The sequence below is a fragment of the Microbacterium sp. LMI1x-1-1.1 genome, from assembly GCF_040676205.1.
In the GTDB taxonomy this organism is placed as follows: domain Bacteria; phylum Actinomycetota; class Actinomycetes; order Actinomycetales; family Microbacteriaceae; genus Microbacterium; species Microbacterium aquilitoris.
Map to the genome: position 1 here is coordinate 554,952 of NZ_JBEGHM010000002.1, position 22,665 is coordinate 577,616.

Annotated in this window: 24 protein-coding genes; 15 read left to right on the top strand and 9 right to left on the bottom strand. The window is 70.7% G+C overall.

Going from position 1 to position 22,665, the window contains the following annotated elements; all coding sequences use genetic code 11:
• Positions 1–118: 118 nt before the first annotated feature.
• The 8 genes from typA to MRBLMI1x_RS10375 all read left to right on the top strand — a co-directional run bounded on the left by typA (position 119) and on the right by MRBLMI1x_RS10375 (position 6,794).
• Positions 119–2,032 (top strand): translational GTPase TypA, encoded by a 1,914-nt coding sequence (typA, locus tag MRBLMI1x_RS10340; protein ID WP_018188281.1) that lies wholly within the window; start codon positions 119–121, stop codon positions 2,030–2,032.
• Positions 2,033–2,034: 2 nt separating this feature from the next.
• Positions 2,035–2,742 (top strand): AzlC family ABC transporter permease, encoded by a 708-nt coding sequence (locus MRBLMI1x_RS10345; protein ID WP_363458636.1) that lies wholly within the window; start codon positions 2,035–2,037, stop codon positions 2,740–2,742.
• Positions 2,739–3,053, top strand: a complete 315-nt coding sequence (locus MRBLMI1x_RS10350) for an AzlD domain-containing protein (protein ID WP_026302984.1) — start codon at positions 2,739–2,741, stop codon at positions 3,051–3,053. Before MRBLMI1x_RS10345 ends, MRBLMI1x_RS10350 begins: the two co-directional genes overlap by 4 nt.
• Positions 3,054–3,085: 32 nt before the next feature.
• On the top strand, positions 3,086–3,472 hold the full coding sequence (locus MRBLMI1x_RS10355; RefSeq protein ID WP_020665418.1) for a DUF6113 family protein: 387 nt from the start codon (positions 3,086–3,088) through the stop codon (positions 3,470–3,472).
• A 9-nt stretch (positions 3,473–3,481) separates the two neighbouring features.
• Entirely contained in the window at positions 3,482–3,802 is a 321-nt protein-coding gene (gene fdxA / locus MRBLMI1x_RS10360) for a ferredoxin (RefSeq protein WP_018188277.1), read from the top strand.
• A 16-nt stretch (positions 3,803–3,818) separates the two neighbouring features.
• Positions 3,819–4,934, top strand: coding sequence for a succinyldiaminopimelate transaminase (gene dapC / locus MRBLMI1x_RS10365; protein WP_363458639.1), 1,116 nt, complete (start codon positions 3,819–3,821; stop codon positions 4,932–4,934).
• 110 nt (positions 4,935–5,044) lie between these two features.
• Positions 5,045–6,340, top strand: coding sequence for a citrate synthase (locus tag MRBLMI1x_RS10370; RefSeq protein WP_018188275.1), 1,296 nt, complete (start codon positions 5,045–5,047; stop codon positions 6,338–6,340).
• Between the two features lie 76 nt (positions 6,341–6,416).
• The gene (locus MRBLMI1x_RS10375; RefSeq protein ID WP_363458642.1) at positions 6,417–6,794 is read left to right on the top strand and encodes an SHOCT domain-containing protein; all 378 of its coding nucleotides are present in this window, start codon (positions 6,417–6,419) and stop codon (positions 6,792–6,794) included.
• A gap of 3 nt (positions 6,795–6,797) precedes the next feature.
• Here the strand turns inward: MRBLMI1x_RS10375 and dapD are convergent, their stop codons facing one another.
• Positions 6,798–7,742 (bottom strand): 2,3,4,5-tetrahydropyridine-2,6-dicarboxylate N-succinyltransferase, encoded by a 945-nt coding sequence (gene dapD, locus MRBLMI1x_RS10380; RefSeq protein WP_311856982.1) that lies wholly within the window; start codon positions 7,740–7,742, stop codon positions 6,798–6,800.
• 37 nt (positions 7,743–7,779) lie between these two features.
• Here dapD and dapE point away from each other — a divergent pair, with 37 nt between their 5' ends.
• From dapE to MRBLMI1x_RS10395, 3 genes are all read left to right on the top strand, one after another.
• Positions 7,780–8,856 carry a succinyl-diaminopimelate desuccinylase gene (gene dapE, locus MRBLMI1x_RS10385; RefSeq protein ID WP_363458644.1) on the top strand — a complete coding sequence of 359 codons (1,077 nt, stop codon included), beginning with the start codon at positions 7,780–7,782 and terminating at the stop codon, positions 8,854–8,856.
• Positions 8,838–10,037: a hypothetical protein gene (locus tag MRBLMI1x_RS10390; protein ID WP_363458646.1), complete on the top strand. Its 1,200-nt coding sequence runs from the start codon at positions 8,838–8,840 to the stop codon at positions 10,035–10,037. The genes dapE and MRBLMI1x_RS10390 overlap by 19 nt, the downstream gene beginning before the upstream one ends.
• A gap of 93 nt (positions 10,038–10,130) precedes the next feature.
• The gene (locus MRBLMI1x_RS10395) at positions 10,131–10,304 is read left to right on the top strand and encodes a DUF3117 domain-containing protein (RefSeq protein ID WP_064506455.1); all 174 of its coding nucleotides are present in this window, start codon (positions 10,131–10,133) and stop codon (positions 10,302–10,304) included.
• Positions 10,305–10,376: 72 nt separating this feature from the next.
• Here MRBLMI1x_RS10395 and MRBLMI1x_RS10400 read toward each other — a convergent pair whose 3' ends face one another.
• Positions 10,377–11,015: an O-methyltransferase gene (locus MRBLMI1x_RS10400; RefSeq protein ID WP_363458648.1), complete on the bottom strand. Its 639-nt coding sequence runs from the start codon at positions 11,013–11,015 to the stop codon at positions 10,377–10,379.
• A gap of 75 nt (positions 11,016–11,090) precedes the next feature.
• On the opposite strand from MRBLMI1x_RS10400, the gene MRBLMI1x_RS10405 reads away from it, so the two are divergent.
• Positions 11,091–11,477 (top strand): hypothetical protein, encoded by a 387-nt coding sequence (locus tag MRBLMI1x_RS10405; protein ID WP_018188268.1) that lies wholly within the window; start codon positions 11,091–11,093, stop codon positions 11,475–11,477.
• Between the two features lie 28 nt (positions 11,478–11,505).
• Here the strand turns inward: MRBLMI1x_RS10405 and MRBLMI1x_RS10410 are convergent, their stop codons facing one another.
• Genes MRBLMI1x_RS10410 through MRBLMI1x_RS10420 form a run of 3 tightly spaced genes read right to left on the bottom strand, consistent with a single transcriptional unit; the run spans position 11,506 to position 14,437 of the window.
• Positions 11,506–12,642: an Mrp/NBP35 family ATP-binding protein gene (locus MRBLMI1x_RS10410; protein ID WP_018188267.1), complete on the bottom strand. Its 1,137-nt coding sequence runs from the start codon at positions 12,640–12,642 to the stop codon at positions 11,506–11,508.
• Positions 12,639–13,175: a DUF1003 domain-containing protein gene (locus MRBLMI1x_RS10415; RefSeq protein ID WP_018188266.1), complete on the bottom strand. Its 537-nt coding sequence runs from the start codon at positions 13,173–13,175 to the stop codon at positions 12,639–12,641. Before MRBLMI1x_RS10415 ends, MRBLMI1x_RS10410 begins: the two co-directional genes overlap by 4 nt.
• Positions 13,175–14,437, bottom strand: a complete 1,263-nt coding sequence (locus tag MRBLMI1x_RS10420; protein ID WP_018188265.1) for a magnesium transporter MgtE N-terminal domain-containing protein — start codon at positions 14,435–14,437, stop codon at positions 13,175–13,177. The genes MRBLMI1x_RS10415 and MRBLMI1x_RS10420 overlap by 1 nt, the downstream gene beginning before the upstream one ends.
• A gap of 72 nt (positions 14,438–14,509) precedes the next feature.
• Here MRBLMI1x_RS10420 and MRBLMI1x_RS10425 point away from each other — a divergent pair, with 72 nt between their 5' ends.
• Both MRBLMI1x_RS10425 and MRBLMI1x_RS10430 read left to right on the top strand, forming a co-directional pair.
• Positions 14,510–15,247: a general stress protein gene (locus tag MRBLMI1x_RS10425; RefSeq protein ID WP_018188264.1), complete on the top strand. Its 738-nt coding sequence runs from the start codon at positions 14,510–14,512 to the stop codon at positions 15,245–15,247.
• Entirely contained in the window at positions 15,244–15,915 is a 672-nt protein-coding gene (locus tag MRBLMI1x_RS10430) for an alpha/beta family hydrolase (protein ID WP_363458652.1), read from the top strand. The genes MRBLMI1x_RS10425 and MRBLMI1x_RS10430 overlap by 4 nt, the downstream gene beginning before the upstream one ends.
• Here MRBLMI1x_RS10430 and MRBLMI1x_RS10435 read toward each other — a convergent pair.
• From MRBLMI1x_RS10435 to MRBLMI1x_RS10445, 3 genes are read right to left on the bottom strand one after another with little or no spacing between them, the layout of a single operon-like run.
• Positions 15,897–17,675, bottom strand: coding sequence for a gamma-glutamyltransferase family protein (locus tag MRBLMI1x_RS10435; RefSeq protein WP_363458654.1), 1,779 nt, complete (start codon positions 17,673–17,675; stop codon positions 15,897–15,899). The two genes, MRBLMI1x_RS10430 and MRBLMI1x_RS10435, sit on opposite strands and share 19 nt — an antisense overlap.
• Before the next feature lie 4 nt (positions 17,676–17,679).
• Complete coding sequence (locus MRBLMI1x_RS10440) at positions 17,680–19,098, bottom strand: aminopeptidase P family protein (RefSeq protein WP_018188261.1); 1,419 nt, start codon at positions 19,096–19,098, stop codon at positions 17,680–17,682.
• Between the two features lie 31 nt (positions 19,099–19,129).
• Positions 19,130–20,143 carry an endonuclease/exonuclease/phosphatase family protein gene (locus MRBLMI1x_RS10445; protein ID WP_363458656.1) on the bottom strand — a complete coding sequence of 338 codons (1,014 nt, stop codon included), beginning with the start codon at positions 20,141–20,143 and terminating at the stop codon, positions 19,130–19,132.
• 56 nt (positions 20,144–20,199) lie between these two features.
• Here MRBLMI1x_RS10445 and MRBLMI1x_RS10450 point away from each other — a divergent pair, with 56 nt between their 5' ends.
• Complete coding sequence (locus tag MRBLMI1x_RS10450) at positions 20,200–21,075, top strand: PHP domain-containing protein (protein WP_363458658.1); 876 nt, start codon at positions 20,200–20,202, stop codon at positions 21,073–21,075.
• A gap of 14 nt (positions 21,076–21,089) precedes the next feature.
• Here MRBLMI1x_RS10450 and MRBLMI1x_RS10455 read toward each other — a convergent pair whose 3' ends face one another.
• The gene (locus MRBLMI1x_RS10455; protein WP_363458660.1) at positions 21,090–22,607 is read right to left on the bottom strand and encodes a DEAD/DEAH box helicase; all 1,518 of its coding nucleotides are present in this window, start codon (positions 22,605–22,607) and stop codon (positions 21,090–21,092) included.
• Positions 22,608–22,665: the final 58 nt, after the last annotated feature.

A 22,665-nucleotide genomic window follows, 5' to 3' on the forward strand; every position in this document is an offset into this window, starting at 1 on the left:
ACGCACAGCAGCGGCGGGGCGGGGACCGAAAGGTCCTCGCCCCGTCGGCGTGTCGACACCTGCGGTAAAGTGGACTGCCGGCATCCCGGCATCACCCTCTCTGCAAGGAACCCCCTTCATGGCGCACGCCCTTCGTCCTGACCTCCGTAACGTCGCGATCGTCGCGCACGTCGACCACGGCAAGACGACGCTCGTCGATGCCATGCTCCGCCAGACCGGTTCGTTCGGCTCTCACGAGCACATGGAAGAACGTGCCATGGACTCGAACGACCTCGAGCGCGAAAAGGGCATCACGATCCTCGCGAAGAACACGACGATCACGTACTCCGGCGCCCACTCGTCCGAGCCCGTCACGATCAACGTGATCGACACCCCCGGCCACGCCGACTTCGGTGGCGAGGTCGAGCGCGGTCTGTCGATGGTCGACGGTGTCGTCCTGCTGGTGGATGCCTCCGAGGGCCCGCTCCCGCAGACCCGCTTCGTCCTGCGCAAGGCGCTCGAGGCCAAGCTCCCCGTCATCCTCCTGGTCAACAAGACCGACCGCCCCGACGCGCGCATCGCCGAGGTCGAGGAGGAGGCCCACGACCTGCTCCTGGGGCTCGCCTCCGACCTCCAGGACGACGTGCCCGACCTCGATGTCGACGCGCTCCTCGACGTCCCCGTCGTCTACGCGTCCGGTCGCGCCGGTGCCGCTTCGCGGAACCGCCCCGAGAACGGCTCGCTCCCCGACAACGACGACCTCGAGCCGCTCTTCGGCGCGATCCTCGAGCACGTCCCGGCTCCGTCGTACGACGACGAAGCGCCCCTCCAGGCCTGGGTCACGAACCTCGACTCGTCGCCGTTCCTCGGCCGTCTCGCACTCCTGCGCGTCTTCAACGGCACGCTGAAGAAGGGCCAGACGGTCGCGTGGGTCCGCGCCGACGGCTCGACCAGCAACGCCCGCATCACCGAGCTCCTGAAGACCCGCGCCCTCGAGCGCTACCCGGCGGAGTCCGCCGGCCCCGGCGACATCGTCGCCATCGCGGGCTTCGAGAACATCACGATCGGCGAGACGATCGCCGACCCCGAGGACATCCGTCCGCTCCCGGCCATCACGGTCGACGATCCGGCCATCTCGATGACGATCGGCACCAACACCTCGCCCCTCATGGGCAAGGTCAAGGGTCACAAGCTCACCGCGCGCATGGTCAAGGACCGCCTCGACCGCGAGCTCATCGGCAACGTGTCGCTCAAGGTCGTCGACATCGGCCAGCCCGACGCGTGGGAGGTCCAGGGCCGCGGCGAGCTCGCGCTGGCGATCCTCGTCGAGAACATGCGCCGCGAGGGCTTCGAGCTCACGGTCGGCAAGCCGCAGGTCGTCACGCGCCGCGACGAGAAGGGCAAGCTCACCGAGCCCTTCGAGCACCTCACGATCGACGCCCCCGAGGAGCACCTCGGCGCGATCACGCAGCTGATGGCGAGCCGCAAGGGCCGCATGGAGACGATGACGAACCACGGCACCGGCTGGGTGCGCATGGAGTTCATCGTCCCCTCGCGCGGTCTCATCGGCTTCCGCAGCGAGTTCCTCACGATCACGCGCGGCACGGGCATCGCGAACGCGATCTCGCACGGCTACGACGAGTGGGCCGGCGCGATCTCGACGCGTCAGAACGGCTCGATCGTCGCAGACCGCTCGGGTGTCGTGACTCCGTTCGCGATGATCGCCCTGCAGGAGCGCATGAGCTTCTTCGTGCAGCCGACCGAAGAGGTCTACGAGGGCATGGTCATCGGCGAGAACTCGCGCGCCGACGACATGGACGTCAACATCACGAAGGAGAAGAAGCTCACGAACATGCGTTCGTCGACCTCCGACTCCTTCGAGTCCATGACGCCGCCGCGAGTGCTGACGCTGGAAGAGAGCCTCGAGTTCGCCCGCGACGACGAATGCGTCGAGGTCACGCCCGAGAAGGTGCGCATCCGCAAGGTCGTGCTCGACGCGACCGAGCGCGGCCGCGCGGCATCGCGGCTGAAGCGCCAGGACGCCGGCTCCTGACGGTGACGGGGGAGCAGCCGCCGATTCGTCGGGCCTGGCGCGACTCCCTCGGTGTCGTGCTCGCGACGAGTGCCTACGGCATCTCGTTCGGCGCGCTCTCGGTGACCTCGGGTCTGGACGTCTGGCAGACCTGCGTCCTCAGCCTCCTGATGTTCACCGGCGGATCGCAGTTCGCGTTCGTCGGTGTCATCGGGGGCGGAGGCCTGCCGGGTGCCGCCATCGCCTCGGCGGGGCTCCTCGGCATCCGCAACGTGGCCTACGGTCTGCGGATGTCGTCTGTCGTCGGCGACGGCTTCTGGCGGCGGGCCGCGGCATCCCATTTCACGATCGATGAGTCGACGGCCGTCGCACTCGCGCAGACGGATGCCGCGGCTCGCCGCATCGGCTTCTGGGTGACAGGCGTCGGCATCTACGTCGGCTGGAACCTGACGACGCTGGCGGGCGCGCTGCTCGGCGACGTTCTCGGCGATGTGAAGGCCTACGGATTGGATGCCGCTGCCGCCGCCGCGTTCCTCGCGCTGCTGTGGCCGCGGCTGCGGAACCGTCAGGCGATCGCGGTGGGTGCCGCCGCCGCGGTCGTCGCGGCCGTCCTCACGCCGGCGCTCATGCCGGGTCTCCCCGTCCTCGTCGCGGCGCTGGTGGCGATCGTCGTGGGCTGGACGAACTGGCTGGGCTCCCGGCCGACGACGTCGAAAGGGGACCCCGCATGACGCTGTGGCACACGATCCTGCTCGCGGCCATCGTGTGCGTGGCGCTCAAGACGGCCGGCTACCTCGTGCCACCGGCATGGTTCGAGGCGCCTCGCCCCTCTCGGACGATCGACCTCCTCACCGTCGCGCTCCTCTCGGCGCTGGTCGTCGTGCAGACGCTCGGCGTGGGCCAGGCGATCGTGCTCGACGCACGCGTTCCCGGTCTCCTCGTCGCGGCGGGTCTCCTCGTCGTCAGAGCGCCGTTCCTCGTCGTGGTCGCGGCAGCCGCCGCGGTCGCGGCACTCCTGCGTCTGTGGGGCTGGGCGACCTGATCGGTCGAGGAGTGCCCGCCTAGACTGTGCAGGTGAATGCCCTCTTCGCCCGCATCGCCACCTGGGTGCTGGCCGCCGTCATCGGCGTCGTCTATGGCGTCGCCGGCACGATCGGCCAGGCGGCGACCTGGGGTGTCGTGCCCGTCGGTCTGATCGTCGCTTCGGTCGGCTTCGTCGCCCTGCTGATCGCGGTGCGGACGCTGACGGGGGAGCGCGCCTCCGCGCTCGCCTGCGGGCTCGGCGCCCTCGTGGCCACGCTCCTGTTCGCCAACGAGGGTCCCGGCGGGTCCGTCGTGGTGCCGGCGCCCCCGGAGGGGACCGTCGTCACGCCCGGGCTCATCTGGACGTTCGTCGTCCCGCTGGCCGTCGCACTCGTCGTCGCGTGGCCGACGGCATCCCGCGTCCGATCCACGAACTAGACTCGTCCTGTGACGTATGTGATCGCCCTCCCGTGCGTGGATGTCAAGGACCGAGCCTGCATCGACGAATGTCCCGTCGACTGCATCTACGAAGGCGAACGCTCTCTCTACATCCACCCCGATGAGTGCGTCGACTGCGGCGCCTGCGAGCCGGTGTGCCCCGTCGAGGCCATCTACTACGAAGACGACCTCCCCGCCGAGTGGCAGGACTACTACACGGCCAACGTGGAGTTCTTCGAGGATCTCGGTTCGCCGGGCGGCGCCGCGAAGGTCGGCGTCATCGCCAAGGATCACCCCGTCATCGCGGGTCTTCCTCCGCAGGCCCACTGAGACTCGCTGAGCCGACATGAGCGTCCACGACCTCGCGGACTACCCCTGGGACGCCGTCGCCCCCTACGCGGCGCGAGCACGGCAGCATCCCGGCGGGATGGTCGATCTCTCGATCGGTTCCCCCGTCGATCCGACGCCCGGTGTCGTCGCCGAGGCGCTCCGACGTGCCACGGACGCTCACGCCTACCCGCAGACCGTCGGCACTCCGGCGCTGCGCGAGGCGATCGCGGCCTGGTACGGCCGCCGGCGCGGGGTGCAGGGCCTCACGCCCTCCCAGGTCATCCCGACCGTGGGCTCGAAGGAGCTCGTCGCCCTCCTGCCGCTCCTTCTCGGCCTCGGCACCGGCGACACGGTCGTTCACCCGCGCGCGGCCTACCCGTCCTACGAGGTGGGAGCACGTCTCGTGGATGCGCAGGCCTTCGCGTCGGATGATCCCGACGAGTGGCCCACGACCACGCGGCTCGTGTGGCTGAACACGCCCGGCAACCCCGACGGTCGGGTCCTCGACGTCGCCGAGCTCCGACACGCCGTGGAGCGCGCTCGCGAGCTGGGTGCCGTCCTGGCCTCGGACGAGTGCTACGCCGAGCTGGGCTGGGAAGGGCCGTGGGCGGATGCCCCGGTGCCCAGCATCCTCGATCCCCGGGTCGCGAGCGGCGACCTCACCGGCCTCCTGTCGGTCTACTCGCTCAGCAAGCAGTCGAACCTCGCGGGCTACCGCGCGGCGTTCGTCGCCGGCGAAGCGGACCTGATCGAGCGCCTCGTGACCGCCCGCAAGCACCTCGGGCTGATGGTGCCCGGGCCCGTGCAGGCCGCCATGATCGCCGCGCTCGAGGACGATGCGCACGTGGAGCACCAGCGCGAGCTCTACCGTGCCCGCCGCGACATCCTGAAGCCGGCCGTCGAAGCCGCCGGTTTCCGGATCGACCGCAGCGAGGGCGGCCTCTACCTCTGGGCGACGGCGGGGGAGGACGCGTGGGAGTCCCTCGCGCGCCTCGCCGACCTCGGCATCCTCGCCGGGCCCGGACACTTCTACGGATCCCATTTCCCCCAGCATGTGCGGTTCTCGCTCACGGCGACCGACGAGCGCATCGCCGAAGCCGCGCGGAGGCTCGCGGCATCCGTCGAGGCCTGACCCTTCGTAGGCTTCCTCCTACGAATTCCGCTATCCATTGAGCGCGACAGCACATGTGCTCACTGCCCAGTAGGCTGTAAAGACCGCTCCGACGACCGCAAGGAGGCTTCGTGACCAACGCGGACACCCCTCAGATCGCCACCGTGACCATCGGTGACACGAAGGCAGAACTCCCGCTCATCTCGGGAAGTGAAGGGGTGCCGAGCGTCGACTTCTCCACCTTCACGAAGCAGACCGGGCACACGTCCCTCGACTACGGGTTCGTGAACACCGCGTCGACGAAGTCGTCGATCACGTACATCGACGGCGACCAGGGCATCCTGCGCTACCGCGGGTACCCGATCGAGCAGCTCGCGCAGCACAGCACGTATCTCGAGGTGGCCTGGCTCCTTCTGTACGGCGAACTGCCGACGGAGGACGAACTCGCCGGGTGGGACGAGAAGATCCGTCGCCACACGCTGCTGCACGAAGACCTCAAGCACTTCTTCTCGGCGCTGCCGCACACCGCGCACCCCATGTCGGTGCTGTCTGCGGCCACGGCGGCCCTCTCGACCTACTACGAGGGGCAGAGCGACCCGCACAACCCCGAGCACGTCGAGCTCAACACGATCCGCATGCTCGCGAAGCTGCCGGTCATCGCCGCGTACGCGCACAAGAAGAGCATCGGGCACGCCTTCCTGTACCCCGACAACTCGCTGAGCTTCGTCGACAACTTCCTCAAGCTGAACTTCGGCAACAACGCCGAGCCGTACGAGATCAACCCCGTCATGTCGCGGGCGCTCGAGCGCCTGCTGATCCTCCACGCCGACCACGAGCAGAACGCGTCGACCTCGACGGTCCGCCTCGTCGGTTCGACCGGGGCGAACCAGTTCTCCTCGATCTCCGCCGGCATCAACGCCCTGTACGGGCCGCTTCACGGCGGCGCGAACGAAGCCGTCCTCGACATGCTGGGCCGCATCCGCGACTCCGGCGAGAGCGTGCAGCGCTTCGTCGAGCGGGTCAAGAACAAGGAAGACGGCGTGAAGCTCATGGGCTTCGGGCACCGCGTCTACAAGAACTACGACCCGCGCGCGAAGCTCGTCAAGGAGTCGGCTGACGAAGTCCTGCGCGAGCTCGGCGTCGTCGACCCGCTTCTGGCGCTCGCCAACGAGCTCGAGGAGATCGCGCTCAGCGACGACTACTTCAAGGAGCGTCGCCTGTACCCGAATGTGGACTTCTACACGGGCGTCATCTACAAGGCGATGGGCTTCCCCACGCGCATGTTCACGCCGTTGTTCGCAATCGGTCGCCTGCCCGGCTGGCTCGCTCACTGGCGCGAGATGCAGAACGATCCGCAGACGAAGATCGGCCGTCCGCAGCAGCTCTACACGGGTGCCACCGAACGGGATTACCCGACCTCCCACTGACGCGGTCATCGCCCGCTAAAGTGTGCCCATGATGGTCCACGGGGGAGTTGTCGCGCACTTTCTGTCGGCACCGGTGATGCCGATCCCGGATGACGGGGACAGCGGTTTCGTCGGCCCGGGGATGCCGGGGCCCGACATGGGCGGTGCCGGAGACGCGTTCTCTGCGTTCTTCGGACTGGCCGTCGTCCTGGTGATCGCCGGAGCGGTGTTCTCCGTCGTGGTCGCGGCGCGGAAGCGTCGGATCCTCCGGGATGCCGGCATCGATCCGTTCACGGTGGATGCGGCGATCGCCGCCAAGGTCCTCCGCAGCGACCTGCTCGCTCCCTCGACACCGGCAGCGCAGGTCGCGCCGTCGATCGAGAAGCGCCTCGCGGAGCTCGACGACCTCCGCGCCCGCGGCGTCATCAGCGAGGACGAACACCGAGAGGCGCGCGCGGCGGTCCTGAAGGGCTGAACCTCAGGCGTGGAGGTCGGCGTTCAGCGTCACGCCGACGCCCTCGCGCCGAACCGCCTCGACCGTCCCGGTGAGCGAATTGCGCCGGAAGAGGATGCCGTTCTGCCCGGAGAGCTCGGCGGCCTTGACCGTCGGGCGCGTGCCGTCGTGGCGCGGCGGCTCGCCTGCCAGGGAGACCTTGGTCCCAGCGGTCACGTACAGGCCCGCTTCGACGATGCAGTCGTCACCGAGCGAGATGCCGATGCCCGCGTTCGCGCCGAGGAGTGTGCGCCGGCCGATGGAGACCCGGTGTTCACCGCCACCCGAGAGGGTGCCCATGATCGAGGCGCCTCCGCCGACGTCGCTGCCGTCGCCGACGACGACGCCCTGCGAGATGCGGCCCTCCACCATCGACGCGCCGAGCGTACCGGCGTTGAAGTTGACGAAACCTTCGTGCATCACCGTCGTACCGGGCGCGAGATGTGCGCCCAGGCGCACGCGCGAGGCGTCCGCGATCCGGACGCCGGCGGGCACGACGTAGTCGGTCAGGCGGGGGAACTTGTCCAGGCCGTTCACCTGGATGCCCGCCCGTTGCAGTCCGGCGCGGAGGCGGGTGAGGTCGTCGGGATGCACGGGGCCGGCGCTCGTCCACGCGACGTTCGGCAGGTGGCCGAAGATCCCGGTGAGGTCCAGCTCGTTCGGGGCCACGAGGAGGTGCGAGAGGGCCTGAAGACGCAGGTACGCATCGGGGGTGCTCGCCGGCGGGGCGTCGAGGTCGATCTCCACGACGATCACGTCGACCGTGACGGCACGGCGCGGGTCGGGTCCGGCGAAGGCGGCGAGCTCGCTCGTGTCGACGTCGGCAGGGGCGCGGCCTGTGGCGGGAGCCGGGAACCAGGCGTCGAGCACCGTGCCGTTCTCACTCGTCGTGGCCAGACCGATACCCCACACCCACCGCGCGTCACTCATGGTTCCAGGCTATCGGGCCGTCGTTAGACTCGACGTCATGCCCCGGCTCGACCTCCGCTCCAGCGCCGTCGACCTGACGCGCACCATCTGCGACATCCCCAGCGTCTCCGACGACGAGACCGTCCTCGCCGACGCGATCTTCGAGGCGGTGTCCGCGTTGCCGCACCTCGACGTCCACCGCGACGGCGACACGATCGTGGCCCGCACGTCCCTCGGACGCGCGCAGCGCGTCGCGATCGCCGGGCACATCGACACGGTCCCCATCAACGACAACGTACCGACGCGGAACGTCGACATCGACGGCGAGCTGTACCTGTGGGGCCGCGGCACGGTCGACATGAAGGCGGGCGTCGCGGTGCAGCTGAAGCTCGCCGCCGAGCTCACGGACCCCCGGGTCGACATCACCTGGATGTGGTACGACCACGAGGAGGTCGCTGCCGACCTCAACGGGCTGACCCGACTCGCGGCATCCCGTCCCGATCTCTTCGAGGCGGACTTCGCGATTCTCGGAGAGCCCTCGAACGGTCAGGTGGAGGGGGGGTGCAACGGCACGCTCCGCGCGGTCATCCGCACGACGGGCGTGCGCGCGCACAGCGCCCGCGCCTGGATCGGCGAGAACGCGATCCACAAGGCCGCGCCCGTCCTCGCTCGGCTGGCGGAGTACCGGTCCCGCGAGATCGAGGTCGACGGGCTGCTCTACCGCGAGGGGCTCAACGCGGTCGCCGTCCGCGGGGGCATCGCGGGCAACGTCATCCCCGACGCCTGCGAGATCGATGTCAACTACCGCTTCGCCCCGAACAAGGATGCCGCGGCCGCCGCGGCGCACGTGCGGGACGTGTTCGCCGGCTTCGAGGTCGAGATCGTCGACCTCTCCGAGGGCGCCCGCCCGGGGCTAGATGCGCCGCTCGCCCAGGAGTTCGTGGCCGCGGTCGGGGCAGTGCCCAAGCCCAAGTACGGCTGGACGGATGTCGCCCGGTTCTCCGCGATGGGTGTGCCCGCCGTCAACTACGGCCCGGGCGACCCGTCCCTCGCCCACCACGACGAGGAGCGGGTGCCGCTCTCGCAGATCGAGGACGTCGAGCGGGGCCTGCGGGCATGGCTGAGCGGCGACTGAGGACCGCAGCCTCCGTCGCCGGCACCGTCGCCGCCGTCTACGTCTCGGCCCGCCTCCTCACTACGCTGTTCTTCTGGATCGCCGCGGAGCTGTCGGGCCCGACCTCGCGGTTCGGGGCGGACGCCTCCATCTCCTCCCTCGAGATGGGCTGGGACTCCCAGTGGTACTGGGTCATCGCCGACCAGGGCTACCCGTCGACCCTTCCGGTGACGGATGCCGGTCAGGTCACCGAGAACGCGTGGGCGTTCCTGCCGCTGTACCCCTGGCTGGCTCGTGCGCTCGGGACGGTACTGGGCGGCTACCCCGCCGGTGCGATCGTGCTGGCGCTCGTCGCGGGGTACGCGGCATCCGTCGCGCTCTTCCTGCTGCTTCGCGGCCGGATCGGCGAGACGGCGGCGCTGTGGGCCGTCGTGTTCTTCGCCAACGGTCCGCTGGCGGCGCTTTTCCAGATGGGGTACGCGGAATCGCTCGGACTGCTCTGGCTCTTCCTCGCGCTGTGGGCGCTCGTGCAGAGGCGGTTCGGGTGGCTGTACCTGCTCGTCGTCCTCATGGGCTTCACGCGACCGGGCGTCCTCGCGTTCGCCCTGCTGCTCGGGCTCTACGGAATCTTCCGCTGGTTCCGACGACGCGACGATCCGCTCCCGGTGTCGCACATCGTCCACATCGTCGCCCTCGGCGCCCTCGCCGTGATCGTCGGCTTCGCCTGGCAGGTCATCGCAGGGATCGCGACGGGCGACCCGTCGGCGTACCTCGAGACCGAGCTCGCCTGGCGGCGGAGCTGGGTCGGGTCCGAGGAGCAGTTCATGCCGTTCATCGCCTTCTTCCAGGCGGCGGCCATCTGGTTCGGCCTGTGGGGGTTGCCGACGGCGCTCGGACCGGTCCTCCTCGTCGTGCTGATCGTGGGCGCCGGTGTCCTTCTCGCCCGGTCACCGCAGGTCCGCCGGCTCGGGCCGGAGATCCGGCTGTGGGGCGTGAGCTACCTCGTCTACCTCCTGGCGGTGTTCTTCCCGCAGTCGAGCATCTTCCGACTCCTCCTCCCGCTCACCCCCGTTGCGGCGGGCGTTGCGGTCCCGAGCTCGCGGTGGTGGCGGATCGGCATCCTGGTCCTCTGCGTGGCCGGACAGTGGGTCTGGATCCACGAGATGCTCGCGCTGGGGGACACGTTCTTCCGGATTCCATGACGATATGCGTGCGCTGAGACTCGCGCGCGCCATCGGCGATCACCCCATTGGGTAGACTAATGGGGTAGGCCGAAGACGAAAAGGAGCCCCACAATGGCAGCCATGAAGCCGCGCACCGGAGACGGACCTATGGAGGCCGTCAAGGAGGGCCGTCTCATCATCGTGCGTGTCCCGCTCGAGGGGGGCGGTCGACTTGTCGTCTCGGTGAACGATGACGAGGCGAAGGAACTCCACAGCGTTCTCAGTGGGGTCGTCGGCGCCGCCTGACCCCGGATCGATACGAAAGGCCGGCCCCTCGGGGCCGGCCTTTCGGCGTTCTCGGATGCCGCGGCAGAGCGATCAGCTCTGGTCGGCGACCGTCGTCAACTGGAGCAGGCCCTCCCCGACGATGGACAGCGCGCCGAGGACGGCGGGGGAGTCCTGCGTCTCCTGGATCAACGACCGGTAGGCGCTCTCGAGGGGGCCGCGCTTGACGGGATCGGCGACGGCGCCGCCGGCGAGCACCCGAGGCACGAGCACCGTGCCGCCGGCGCGAGCCAGACGCAGCCCGTGCTCGACGTACTCGATGACCCCCTCGGGGTCGGCATCGACGAGGACGATGTCGTAGGACGCCTCGTTCATCCGCGGCAGGACGTCCGCGGCGCGGCCGGTGATGAACCGCACCCGAGCCGGCGGGATGCGGGAATCCGTGAACGCCTTCCGGGCCACGGCGAGGTGCTCGGGTTCCTTGTCGATCGTCGTCAGTGTCGCGCGCGGCGACCCGTGCATGAGCCAGAGGCCGGAGACCCCGCCGCCCGTGCCGATCTCGACGATGTTGAGCGCGCGGCCGGCCGCCGCGATGACGGCGCACTGGGCGCCGACCTCGGGGCTGATCGGGTTCGCGCCGATCTCGAGGGCGTGAGCGCGGGCGCGGGCGATGGCCTCGGGCTCGACCGTCGCCTCGGCGGCGAATCGGCGTACCGCTTCGTGATCTCCCATGTCGTGAACCTCCACGCGTCAGCCTAGGCGGGTCGGCACCCCGCAACCCCCAGGCGCACGGGTAACCTGGGAACCATGTCATTCGGGCTCGATCTGGAGAAGATCCTCCTCATCGGACTCATCGCCGCCCTCCTGCTCGGCCCCGAGCGCCTGCCCGGTTACGCCGCGTCCCTCGCGAGACTCACTCGCCGGGTTCGTCAGTGGCTCGATGGCGCACGCACCCGGGTCAAAGAGGAGATGGGCGATGACTTCGACGAGATCGAGTGGCGCAAGCTCGACCCGCGACAGTACGACCCGCGGCGCATCATCCGCGAGGCGCTGATCGACGACGCCCCGGTGAAGCCCGTCGCGACGACTCCGGCAGCGGCGGTCGCGCTGGCCGAGCCGCCCGCCGTCGAGGCGAGCGCGGACGAGACCCCGGCGGACCTGCGTACGGTGCCGTTCGACTCCGAGGCGACCTGACGGGCGGCATCCGCCGTCTGTCGTCGGATCAGGAGCGCGAGACGGGCAGCGACCGCCCGGCCAGCGAGCGCCGCGTCGTGGCGATCGCATCGGCGATCGCGGAGATCGCCCGCGCCGCGGTGTCCTCGGGCTCGCCGATCACGACGGGGACGCCCACGTCGCCACCCCGCCGGAGCGCGGCGCTCAGCGGGACGGACCCGAGGAGCGGCACCGTGAGTCCGCCGACTGAGAGGGCGGCCGCGACGGCCTCGCCGCCGCCCTGACCGAACAGGTCGAGGACGCTGCCGTCGGGAAGCATGAACGCCGTCATGTTCTCGATGACCCCGATGACCGACTGGCCCGTCTGACGGGCGACGACACCGCTGCGCACAGCGACATCGGCCGCCGCCGCCTGCGGAGTGGTCACGACGAGGACCTCCGCGTGGGGGAGCAGCTGGCCCACCGAGATGGCGACGTCCCCCGTTCCCGGCGGCATGTCGATCAGGAGCACGTCGAGGTCGCCGAAGTGCACATCAGTGAGGAACTGCTGCACCGTGCGATGGAGCATGGGACCGCGCCAGGCGACAGCGGGGGACGCATCCGGGGGCAGGAACATGCCGATCGAGATCGTCTTCACGCCATGTGCCACGGGAGGCAGCATGAGGTCGTTCAGACGGGTCGGCTGCGGGGGCCGGCCATCCTCGTCGACGAGGCCCAGGAGCCCGGGGATCGAGAACCCGTGGACGTCCGCGTCGATGAGCCCCACGGCGAGTCCGCGGGAGGCCAAGGCGGCCGCGAGATTCGCGGTGACGGTGGACTTGCCCACACCGCCCTTGCCGCTCGTGACGGCGATCACCCGGGTCAGCGAGTCCGCGGTGAAGGGCATGCGCTTGGTGCCGCGGATCCGTTCCACGAGGGCGGAGCGCTCCGCCGCGGTCATGACGCCGACGTCGACCGCGACGTCGGCGATGCCCGGGACGGATGCCGCGGCATCCCGCACGTCGCGTTCGATGCGGTCCGCCGCGGGGCAGCCGACGATCGTCAGGGCGATGCCCACACGGGTGATGTCGCCGTCGACGGCCACATCGCGCACCATGTCGAGTTCGCCGAGCGGGCGGCGCAGTTCGGGGTCGATGACGGCCGACACCGCGGCGCGGACCTGCTCGGCGGTCGCGTGCGTACTCACGACGTCGAGTGCTCGTCGCCGGGGCGATCGTGGTCGCGCTCGTCGAGACGATCCAGCAGCGACCTCAGCTCCTGGCGGAGGACGTCGCGGCTCACCACCTCGCTCTGCATGTCGGTGAGCGCCATCCGCAAGGCCACGACCTCACGGGCGAGGTACTCGGTGTCGGCGAGATTCCGCTCGGCCCGCTGACGGTCCTGCTCGATCTGCACCCGGTCGCGGTCGTCCTGGCGGTTCTGCGCGAGGAGGATGAGCGGAGCCGCGTACGAGGCCTGCAGCGAGAGCACGAGGGTGAGGGCGGTGTAGCCGAGCGCCGCGTCGTCGAAGCGGAGCGACTCGGGGCCGATCGTGTTCCAGGTGATCCACGCGACGCAGAAGAGGGACAGGATCAGCAGGAAGACGGGGGTGCCCATCGCCCGAGCGATCCACTCGGTGAAGCGTCCGAACCGATCACGCGACGGCTGCGGCGTGCGGCTGAGGACGCTCGCCCGGCGACCGCGCGGTGCTTCGAACCCCGACTTCGGTGCGCGCGCCATCATCGCCGCACCCCCGGGGTCTGCCGCGGGGCATCCTGCGAACGCCAGTCATCGGGCAGGAGGTAGTCGATGACGTCGTCGACGGTGACGGTGCCGACGAGGTGCCGAGCCGAGTCGACGACGGGGAGCGAGACGAGGTTGTAGCTCGCGAGCAGACGAGCCACCTCGGCGGCGCTGGCCGAGACGGTGACCGGCTCCACGCTGTCGTCGATGATGGCGCCGAGTCGCTCGTGCGGCGGGTAGCGCAGCATCCGCTGGAAATGCACGACGCCGAGGAGACGCCCCGTCGGGGTCTCGTACGGGGGCAGCGTGACGAACACCGCCGCGGCCAGCGCGGGGTGCAGTTCGTGACGACGGATGAGGGCGAGGGCTTCGGCGACGGTCGCGTCGGCGGACAGCACGATTGGCTCGCTCGTCATGAGACCGCCGGCCGTGTCGGGCCCGTGCTCGAGGAGGGCCCGGACGTCCTCCGCCTCCTCGGGCTCCATCAGGTCGAGAAGCTGGCCGGCGCGGGCGTCGGAGAGCTGCCCCAGCACGTCGGCCGCGTCATCGGGCTCCATCGCGTCGAGGACGTCGGCGGCGCGCTCGTCGCCGAGGGCCTCGAGGATGTGGACCTGATCGTCCTCGGGCATTTCTTCGAGCGCGTCGGCGAGTCGATCGTCGGGGAGCTCCTCGGCGACCTCGAGGAGGCGGTCCTCGGGGAGATCGAGAAGGGTGTTGGCGAGGTCGGCAGGCTTCAGCTCGGAGTACGAGGCCACCAGCAGCTCGGCGGACTGCGTCTGGCCGGCCACCTGCTCGTCGCGGACGTCGTTCCACTGCGCGAAGGTCGTCGGCCCCTTGGCGAAGGGCGAGGCGCTCGTCTTGGGGCGCCGGAGGAACAACTGACCGACGTGCCATTCGCCGAGGCGGTCGCGTTCGATCGCCACGTCCTCGATGACGGCGGAGCCCGACCCGTCCGTGAGGTGGACGCTGCGGCCGATGAGCTCGGTCATGACGCGCACCTCACCGCCTCGCTGCTCGAAGCGGCGCACGTTGATGAGGCCCGTCGTGATGACCTGACCGCTGGCGATCGAGGTCACGCGGCCGATGGAGAGGAAGACGTTCCTCCTGCCGGGGATCTCGACCACGAGGCCGACGACCCGCGGAGGGTCGTCCTTCCGGTAGATGACAACCACGTCGCGGACCCGTCCGAGCCGGTCGCCCGACGGGTCGAAGACGGCGCACCCGGTCAGGCGCGCGACGAAGACCCGCTGCGTACTCACCCGACCAGCGTAGTCGGCGGATACCTCACGGTTCCTGCGCCGACGCAAAGGGGCTCGTGGGAGACTGACACCATGAGCATGATGGGCGGGGCCCCGAAAGAGCACGGTGCGACGGTCGCGGAGTACACGTCGTACGAAGCGGCGCAGAAAGCCGTGTCGACGTTGATCGCCTCGGACGTGCCCGCCCCGGACATCGCCATCGTCGGGCGCGGACTGCGATCGGTCGAGCGCGTCACGGGGCGTCTGGGGTACGCGACGGCCGCCCGCTCCGGTGCGATCAACGGCGTCCTGCTCGGCCTGCTGTTCGCCGCCATCTTCGTGCTCGGGAGCCCGGGAGCCGTCCTGCAGCTCTTCGTCGGCGTCATGCTCGTCGGCATCGCGATCGGCATGCTCCTGAGCATCATCAGCTACTCGATCCTCCGTCGGCGACGCGACTTCACCTCGGTCACGCAGGTGATCGCCGACCACTACGACGTCACCGTGCTGTCGCGGAGCTTCGGTCGGGCCACCGAGCTGCTCGGCGGGTCGCGGACGTCGGCACCGCGTCCCGCGCCGCCCGTGGATCTGACCGACCCGCCGCGGTACGGCGAACGGATCGAGCCCGGCGCTGCCGCTCCGCAGTCCGGGGAACGCGTCGATCCGGCGCCGTCCCCCGCCGCGGGCGAACGCGTCGACCCGGCCGCGCCGCCGCAGTACGGCGAGCGTGTCGATCCTGCGCCGGCGCCTCCCGCGACGCCGCCCCAGACCGCTCCCGGTCAGGGAACTCCGGGCCAGCCGACCGGGCAGGCCGCCCCCGACGCTCCGCGATGATCGTCGTCGCCCTGCCCTCGGGCGGGGTCGAGCTCGACGCCTGGATGGACGAGGCGGACGATCCGAGAGCCGTCATCGCTCTCGCTCACGGCGCGGGCGCGGGTCACGAGCATCCGTTCCTGGTAAGTGCCGCGCGGGTGTGGGCGGACGCCGGCTTCACGACGGTCCGCTTCGACTTCCCCTACCGGCACGCCGGGCGACGGATGCCGGGCCCCGCCGCCCACGCCGTCGAGACGTGGGCCGCGGTCGAAACGTTCTGCCGCGAGGCGGCACCGGGCGTCCCGTTCGTCGCGGCGGGGAAGTCGTACGGCGGTCGCATGGCGTCGATGGCGGCGGCCGAGGGACGGATCGGGGCGGACGCGCTGGTGTACCTCGGGTATCCGCTGCACCCGCCCGGCCGACCCGAGAACGCGCGCACGGCCCATCTGCCCGCGGTGACCGCGCCGCAGCTTTTCCTGGCCGGCACCAAGGATCCGTTCCTGCAGCCGCTCGTCGACCTCGAAGCGGCCGTCGCCGCGTGCCACGATGCGGAGATCCGCTGGTTCGAGGGCGGCGGCCACTCGTTCGAGGTCGCGGGGCGGAAGCTCCCCGCAGGCGAGGTGGGTGCGGCGACGGCGCGGTCGGCCGTCCCGTGGCTGAGCGCCCGGCTTCAGCGCCCCGCCGCGTAGCCCTGCACACCCCGGGGGTTGGCGGCGCCCCACAGGATGCCGGTGCCCCGGTCGATCCCGACCGCTGACAGCCGGCCGAGCGACCATTCGCCCGCCCTCGTGACGCGGTGGCCCCGCTCGGCGAGACCGGTCAGGACGGCGTCGTCCAACCGCTCCTCGGCGACGAGGCCGATCGGGTCCCACGTGCGCGGCCAGAACGAGTCGACCATCGCCGCCGTGTGCAGCGTCGGAGCCTCGATGGCCTGCTGCGCGGTGTACGCGCCGACGAGCATCCGCAGCAGCATCGGCAACTGCCACTGGTCCTGCTGGTCGCCGCCGGGTGTGCCCATCGCGATGCGGGTGGTCCCGTCGTGGACGAGCGTCGGGGACAGGGTCGTCCGCGGGCGATCGCCCGGCCGGAGCGCGGCGGGGGAGGCGTCGTCGAGCCAGCACATCTGCAGTCGCGTCCCGAGGCAGAAACCCAGTGAAGGGATCGTGGGGGAGGACTGCAGCCAACCGCCGGACGGGGTGACGGACACGATGTTGCCCCACCGGTCCACGACGTCGATGTGGCATGTGTCGCCCCGGGTGGCGCCGGTGCGGTCGACCGTCGGCTCGCCCGTCCCTGCGGCGGACGCACCTTCCTGCCGGAGCGGTGGCTCCCACGGTCCCGCTCCGGGGAGTGTGGCGGGCCGCCACCGCGACGACGCGCGGTCGCCGATCTCCGCGCGCCGGGAGGCGATGACGGCGTCCGAGAGGAGGGGGCCGGCGTCCGCGCCCTCGCCGAAGTACGCGTCGCGGTCGGCGAGGACGAGCTTCAGGACCTCGATGACCGTATGCGCACCCGTGAGGGTCGAGGGGTCCAGGTCGGCCTCCGGAAGGGGCTCGAGGATGCGCAACGCCTCGAGCAGGGCGGGTCCCTGGGACCAGGCATCCGCTTTGAACACCGTCCGACCGCGGAACGGCACCGATAGCGGCGTCTCGTAGCGCGCCGGTGCGTCGATGAGGTCGTCGGGGGTCAGGACGGCGACATGATCGGTGCCGCTGGAGTGGCGATGCGGGCGCGCGAGGAAGGCGCAGGCGTCGGTGAGCAGGCGCCGCCATTCGGCTCGCGCCGCGTCGATGCCGACCGTCCGGTCCTCCGCCTGTCCGGCCGCGGCGGCGACGCGGCGGAGGACGTCCGCGTACGCGGCGTTGCGATGAAGGTCGCCTGCCGCCGGGACGCGGCCGTCCACGAGCCACAGCTCGGCCGACGACGTCCAGTGGTCCCGGAACAGGTCGGCGACCCGGCCGATGGTGGCTGCGGCCGCCGGCAGCAGCGGATGCCCGTTGTCGGCGTAGTCGATCGCGTACGCCACGACGTCGGCCACCGACCACGTGCCGTGGTCGCGGAGGAGGAGGAGCCACGCGTCCACGGCGGCGGGGATCGCCGCCGCGAGGCCGCCGGCGCCGGGGACGAGATCGAGTCCCTCACCTCGGAAATGGCTGATCGTCGCGCCGGCGGGCGCCGCGCCCTGGCCCATGAGGACCGTGGGGGCCGCGGCATCCGCCGGTTGGAAGAGTCCGACGAGATCGCCGCCGGGACCGTTGAGGTGCGGCTCGACGATGTGCAGCACGAACCCGCCCGCGCAGGCGGCGTCGAACGCGTTGCCGCCGCGCTCGAGCACGGCTTGAGCGACCGCGGTCGCCGTCGCGTGGGTCGACGCGGCCATGCCGAACGTCCCCGTCAGCTGGGGTCGCGTCGTGAAAGCGGGCGGCGGTGTGTAGGCGGACGCGGTCATCGATTCAGGCGCGGGCGCGGGCGATCCAGGCCTCGATGTCGTCGGCGGTGCGCGGGATGTGGGCGGAGAGGTTCACCGGCCCGTTCTCGGTCATGAGGATGTCGTCTTCGATGCGCACGCCGATCCCGCGGTACTCCTCGGGCACGGTGAGGTCGTCGATCTGGAAGTACAGGCCCGGCTCGATCGTGAAGACCATGCCCGCCTCGAGCACGCCGTCGTAATACATCTCCCGTCGCGCTTCTGCGCAGTCGTGCACGTCGATCCCGAGGTGGTGGCTCGTCCCGTGGACCATGTAGCGGCGGTGCTGGCCGCCGCGGTCGGCGTCGAGCGCCTCTTCTGCGGTGACCGGGAGCAAGCCCCACTCGGCGGTCCGCGCGGCGATGACCTCCATCGCGGCCTCGTGGATCGCGCGGAACTTCACGCCCGGGCGGGCTGCCGCGAACGCCGCGTCCGCTGCTTCCCGCACGGTCTCGTGGATGCGGCGCTGCACGGGCGAGAACGTGCCCGACACGGGGAGGGTCCGCGTGATGTCGGCGGTGTAGAGGCTGTCGACCTCGACGCCGGCGTCGATGAGGACCAGATCGCCGGGGACCACGGCGCCGTCGTTGCGCGTCCAGTGCAGGTAGCAGGCATGAGGACCGGATGCCGCGATCGTGTCGTACCCCTCGCCGTTGCCGTCCGTGCGGGCGCGCAGGTGGAACACGCCCTCGATGGCACGCTCGCCGCGAGGGGTGTCGATGATGCGGGGGAGTTCGGCGACGATGTCGTCGAAGCCGCGACCGGTGGCCTCGACGGCGAGGCGGAGCTGGGCGATCTCGTACGGGTCCTTCACCAGGCGCAGCTCGGAAACGAAGCGCGTGAGCTCGTCATCGGCCTCGAGGGTGAGGTCGTCGTCGGTGCTCGTGAACGCATCGACGTGGGCCGTCGCGAGTCCGAGGTCGGCGGCGACCGCTTCGAGGGAGGGGCGCGGACCGATCCAGAACTCGCCGATGGATGCGTCGGCGTAGAACTCGGTCGTCGTGCGATCGGCGCGCTCGCGCAGGTACAGGGTCACGTCGTGACCGCCCTCGACGGGTTCGAAGACCAGGACGGAGTCGGGCACGGCGTCGGCGCCCCAGCCGGTCAGGTGCGAGAAGGCGGAGTGGGCACGGAACGGGTAGTCGGTGTCGTTCGAGCGCTGCTTGAAGGAGCCGGCGGGGATGACCAGGCGCGACCCCGGGAACGCGGCCGAGACGGCGGCTCGACGTGCGGCGGCGTAGGGGGCTTCGGCTCGCTGCGGCGGCAGGGAGGCGGGCCGCTCGGCCCATCCGGTCGAGATCGACTCGAGGAAGCCCGCGGGGAAGGGCTGCTTGCGGTTCGTGGTCGCTGCCGCCGGGGTCTCGGTGGTCTCCTGGGCGATGGTGTCGCGCTCGTCGGTGGTCATCTTCCCAGTCTCGCACCGACCGTCGACCTCGTCAGCCCAACGGCTCCAGTTGCACGATGACAGGGCGGTGGTCTCCGCCGGACCCGTCGAGGGAGGTCACCACGACCGAGCCGGTGGCGCGCCAGGCATCCGTCGTCATCACGTGGTCGATGGGCGCACCCAGCAGAGCCGGCCAGGCCGTGTCCCAGGTCCCGACCGCGCCGTTGCCCGTCGTCGAAGCGGCGTCCTGGCAGCGTCCGAGGGTGCCGCCGTGGGTGCCGAGCCGGCTCATGTGGTCGATCGTCGCGTTGAAGTCGCCCGCCAGGATGACGTTCGCACTCGCGCACTGGTCCGCGATCCAGCGGAGGTCGCTGCGCCAGTGCGCCATGTCGTTCTGCCTCGGCGCGACGGCGTGGACGGCGACGACGGTGGGGCCCTCCCCGTTGACGGGCATCGCGACCACGCTCGGCACGACGGACGTGTTCTTCGTCCCGGAGGAGTCCGACTCGACCACGGCGTAGTCGCCGAGGTCGGGGGAGATCAGGAGCGTCGTGTAGGTGGCATCCCACCCCTGGTAGTTCTCCTCGTGCACCCACATGGGGTTGCCGCGCTCGCGCATGGCCACGGCGATCGCCTTGCCGGTCTCGTCGGTGGTCTCGGGGAGAGCGACGATGTCGACGTCCATCGCGATAGCCGTCGTCACGATCGCGTCGACGTCCGTGGCCTCGCCGGCGGTGTTCCACGTCATGACGCGGACGCTGTCGGCGGTCGGCTCGGGGAGCCCGGACGTCCCGAGGCCGCGGAAGGCGAGGATCCCGACGTTCGCCGCGCAGGCGAGGATGCCGATCATCGCGAGACCTGCTCCGAAGCCGCGTGTGCGGCGCCCGAGGCACACCAGCAGACCGATGAGCGCGAGGACGGCGAAACCGACGGCGACGACGGGTCGCAGCGACACGAGCTGCGCGATCGGGAAGGTCTGCTCGAGACGGAAGAACTGAGGCCACGTCAGGATCGCTGCGCCGACGGCGGCGGCGATCGTGAAGAGAATCCCCGTCAGTCGCAGCACATCACGACACTAAGCGGGCAGGCTGGGGACTTTCTGCGCGCGGTACGCTCGTGACCATGTCCGCAGGGTCCTCCGCTCCATCGGCCCCGCACGGGCCCGGCGATCTCCACCTGCACTCGGACCACTCCGACGGCACCGAGCCGCCCGCGGTCGTCATGGCCGCCGCTCACCGCCACGGCATCCGGACGGCCGCCCTCACCGATCACGACACCACGTCGGGGTGGGCGGAGGCAGCCGATGCCGCCGTCTCTCTCGGGATGTCGTTCCTGCCGGGGATGGAGCTGTCGGCGCGGCACGAGTGGCGGAGCGTCCACGTGCTCGCCTATCTCATCGACCCCGAGGACGCGGGCCTGCGAGCCCTCACCGATCGCATCCGGCGGTCGCGGCTCACCCGTGCGCGGACGATGGCCGAGCGCATCGGACGCGACTACGACCTCACGTGGGAGGACATCGAGGCGCAGACGGCGGAGGGAGCGACCGTGGGGCGTCCCCACATCGCCGACGCCCTCGTCGCCCGGGGGCACGTCCGCGATCGCGGCGAAGCGTTCGGCGGCATCCTCTCGCCGGCCAGCGAGTACTACGTGGCCCTGTACGCGCCCGATCCGGTCACCGCTGTCGCGGCCGTGGCCGGCGCGGGGGGTGTCCCCGTGATCGCGCACCCCGCCGGGCGGGCGGGACTCCTGCCGAACCGCGTCGTCCGCGGGATGCTCGACGCCGGCCTCGCCGGGTTCGAGCTCGGCCACCGCGAGAACGTCGAGCCCGCGCTCGGGGAGCTGCGGCGCCTGGTCGCGGAGCGGGACCTCATCGCGACCGGGTCGAGCGATTACCACGGTCGCGGCAAGCCGAACGTGCCGGGGGAGAACACCACGTCCGAGGACGCGATCGCGCGGATCGTCGCCCTCGGGACGGGGAGCGCGGTCGTCACGCCGTAGCGCGACGACCCGGCTCAGGCGCCGGCGATCGGTGCTGCGCCGCCGGATCCGCCACGGCGGCGGCGACGGCGCCGCGCGGGGGCGGGCTTGCCGTCGTGGTGCTCCTTGCCGGCCCCGTCATGCGTGCCGGCGCCGTCCACGGCACGGTCCGCCGAATCCGACGTCGAGTTCGCCGAGTCGGATGCCGCGGCTCCGGACTCCTGCTCGAACGTCGAGCCGACCTTGACGTCGTCCCCGCGGCGGCGACGGCGACGACGGCTGGTGCCGGCATCCGCTGACTGGTCCGCGGCGGCGTCTGCAGCCCGGGCGGGCGCCGCGGACGAGCGCGCGGGAGCGGCCTTGGGGGCGGCGGTGATGCGACCCTTGGTGCCGACGGGGATGTCGAGCTCCTCGAACAGGTGAGGGCTCGACGAGTAGGTCTCGAGGGGTTCGGGCTGGCCGAAGTCGAGCGCCCGGTTGATCAGCGCCCACTTGTGCAGGTCGTCCCAGTCGACGAAGGTCACCGCGATGCCCGTCTTGCCGGCACGGCCGGTGCGGCCGGCGCGGTGGAGGTACGTCTGCTCGTCATCGGGGATCGTGTGGTTGATGACGTGGGTCACGTCGTCCACGTCGATGCCGCGCGCGGCGACGTCGGTCGCGATGAGGACGTCGCGCTTGCCCGCCTTGAAGGCGGCCATCGAGCGCTCGCGGGCCTCCTGGCTCATGTCGCCGTGGACGGCGCCGGCGCTGAAGCCGCGGTCGCTGAGCTCGTCGACGAGGCGCTGGGCGGCGCGCTTGGTGCGCGTGAAGATGACGGTCTTGCCGCGACCCTCGGCCTGCAGGATGCGTGCGATGACCTCGTCCTTGTCGAGCGAGTGCGCCCGGTAGACGAGGTGCTTGATGTTGGCCTGCGTGAGGCCCTCGTCGGGGTCGCTCGCGCGGATGTGGATCGGGTTCGACATGAAGCGGCGGGCGAGCGCGACGATCGGTCCGGGCATGGTCGCCGAGTAGAGCATCGTGTGACGGACGGGCGCGACCTTCTGGAAGATCTTCTCGATGTCGGGGAGGAAGCCGAGGTCGAGCATCTTGTCTGCTTCGTCGAGCACGACCTCGGTCGCGTGCGACAGGTCGAGCAGACGCTGGTTGTTGAGGTCGATGAGTCGGCCCGGTGTGCCGACGACGATCTGCGCGCCGGCCTTGAGCTGGTCGATCTGGCCCTCGTACGCCTTGCCGCCGTAGATGGCGACGACGCTCGTGGCGCGGCCCGAGGTCAGCATGTCCATGTCCTCGTAGACCTGGACGGCGAGCTCGCGCGTCGGGACCACGATGAGGGCCTTGACGCCGGGCTCCGGGTTCAGGCCCAGTCGCTGGACGACGGGGATGCCGAATCCGAAGGTCTTGCCCGTACCGGTCTTCGCCTGGCCGATGATGTCCTGGCCGGGAAGGCCCAGCGGAATCGTCTGCTCCTGGATGGGGAACGTGTCGACGATCCCCTTGGCCGCGAGGGTGTCGACGATGTCCTGATCGACGCCGAGGTCTGCGAACGTGGTCATTATTCTTACCGTGCCTGTCTGGCGGTGAGATGCCGCCCTGATGAGGGGTCCACGCCCT

Bases quoted from the DNA above. Each gene is read 5' to 3' on its own strand.
- MRBLMI1x_RS10405 (WP_018188268.1), top strand. From the start codon at position 11,091: ATGTCATTCGGGCTCGATCTGGAGAAGATCCTCCTCATCGGACTCATC.
- MRBLMI1x_RS10390 (WP_363458646.1), top strand. From the start codon at position 8,838: ATGGCTGAGCGGCGACTGAGGACCGCAGCCTCCGTCGCCGGCACCGTC.
- typA (WP_018188281.1), top strand. From the start codon at position 119: ATGGCGCACGCCCTTCGTCCTGACCTCCGTAACGTCGCGATCGTCGCG.
- MRBLMI1x_RS10350 (WP_026302984.1), top strand. From the start codon at position 2,739: ATGACGCTGTGGCACACGATCCTGCTCGCGGCCATCGTGTGCGTGGCG.
- MRBLMI1x_RS10430 (WP_363458652.1), top strand. From the start codon at position 15,244: ATGATCGTCGTCGCCCTGCCCTCGGGCGGGGTCGAGCTCGACGCCTGG.
- MRBLMI1x_RS10415 (WP_018188266.1), bottom strand. From the start codon at position 13,175: ATGGCGCGCGCACCGAAGTCGGGGTTCGAAGCACCGCGCGGTCGCCGG.
- MRBLMI1x_RS10400 (WP_363458648.1), bottom strand. From the start codon at position 11,015: ATGGGAGATCACGAAGCGGTACGCCGATTCGCCGCCGAGGCGACGGTC.
- dapE (WP_363458644.1), top strand. From the start codon at position 7,780: ATGCCCCGGCTCGACCTCCGCTCCAGCGCCGTCGACCTGACGCGCACC.
- MRBLMI1x_RS10440 (WP_018188261.1), bottom strand. From the start codon at position 19,098: ATGACCACCGACGAGCGCGACACCATCGCCCAGGAGACCACCGAGACC.
- MRBLMI1x_RS10425 (WP_018188264.1), top strand. From the start codon at position 14,510: ATGAGCATGATGGGCGGGGCCCCGAAAGAGCACGGTGCGACGGTCGCG.
- dapD (WP_311856982.1), bottom strand. From the start codon at position 7,742: ATGAGTGACGCGCGGTGGGTGTGGGGTATCGGTCTGGCCACGACGAGT.
- MRBLMI1x_RS10450 (WP_363458658.1), top strand. From the start codon at position 20,200: ATGTCCGCAGGGTCCTCCGCTCCATCGGCCCCGCACGGGCCCGGCGAT.
- dapC (WP_363458639.1), top strand. From the start codon at position 3,819: ATGAGCGTCCACGACCTCGCGGACTACCCCTGGGACGCCGTCGCCCCC.
- MRBLMI1x_RS10435 (WP_363458654.1), bottom strand. From the start codon at position 17,675: ATGACCGCGTCCGCCTACACACCGCCGCCCGCTTTCACGACGCGACCC.
- MRBLMI1x_RS10395 (WP_064506455.1), top strand. From the start codon at position 10,131: ATGGCAGCCATGAAGCCGCGCACCGGAGACGGACCTATGGAGGCCGTC.
- MRBLMI1x_RS10375 (WP_363458642.1), top strand. From the start codon at position 6,417: ATGCCGATCCCGGATGACGGGGACAGCGGTTTCGTCGGCCCGGGGATG.
- MRBLMI1x_RS10455 (WP_363458660.1), bottom strand. From the start codon at position 22,607: ATGACCACGTTCGCAGACCTCGGCGTCGATCAGGACATCGTCGACACC.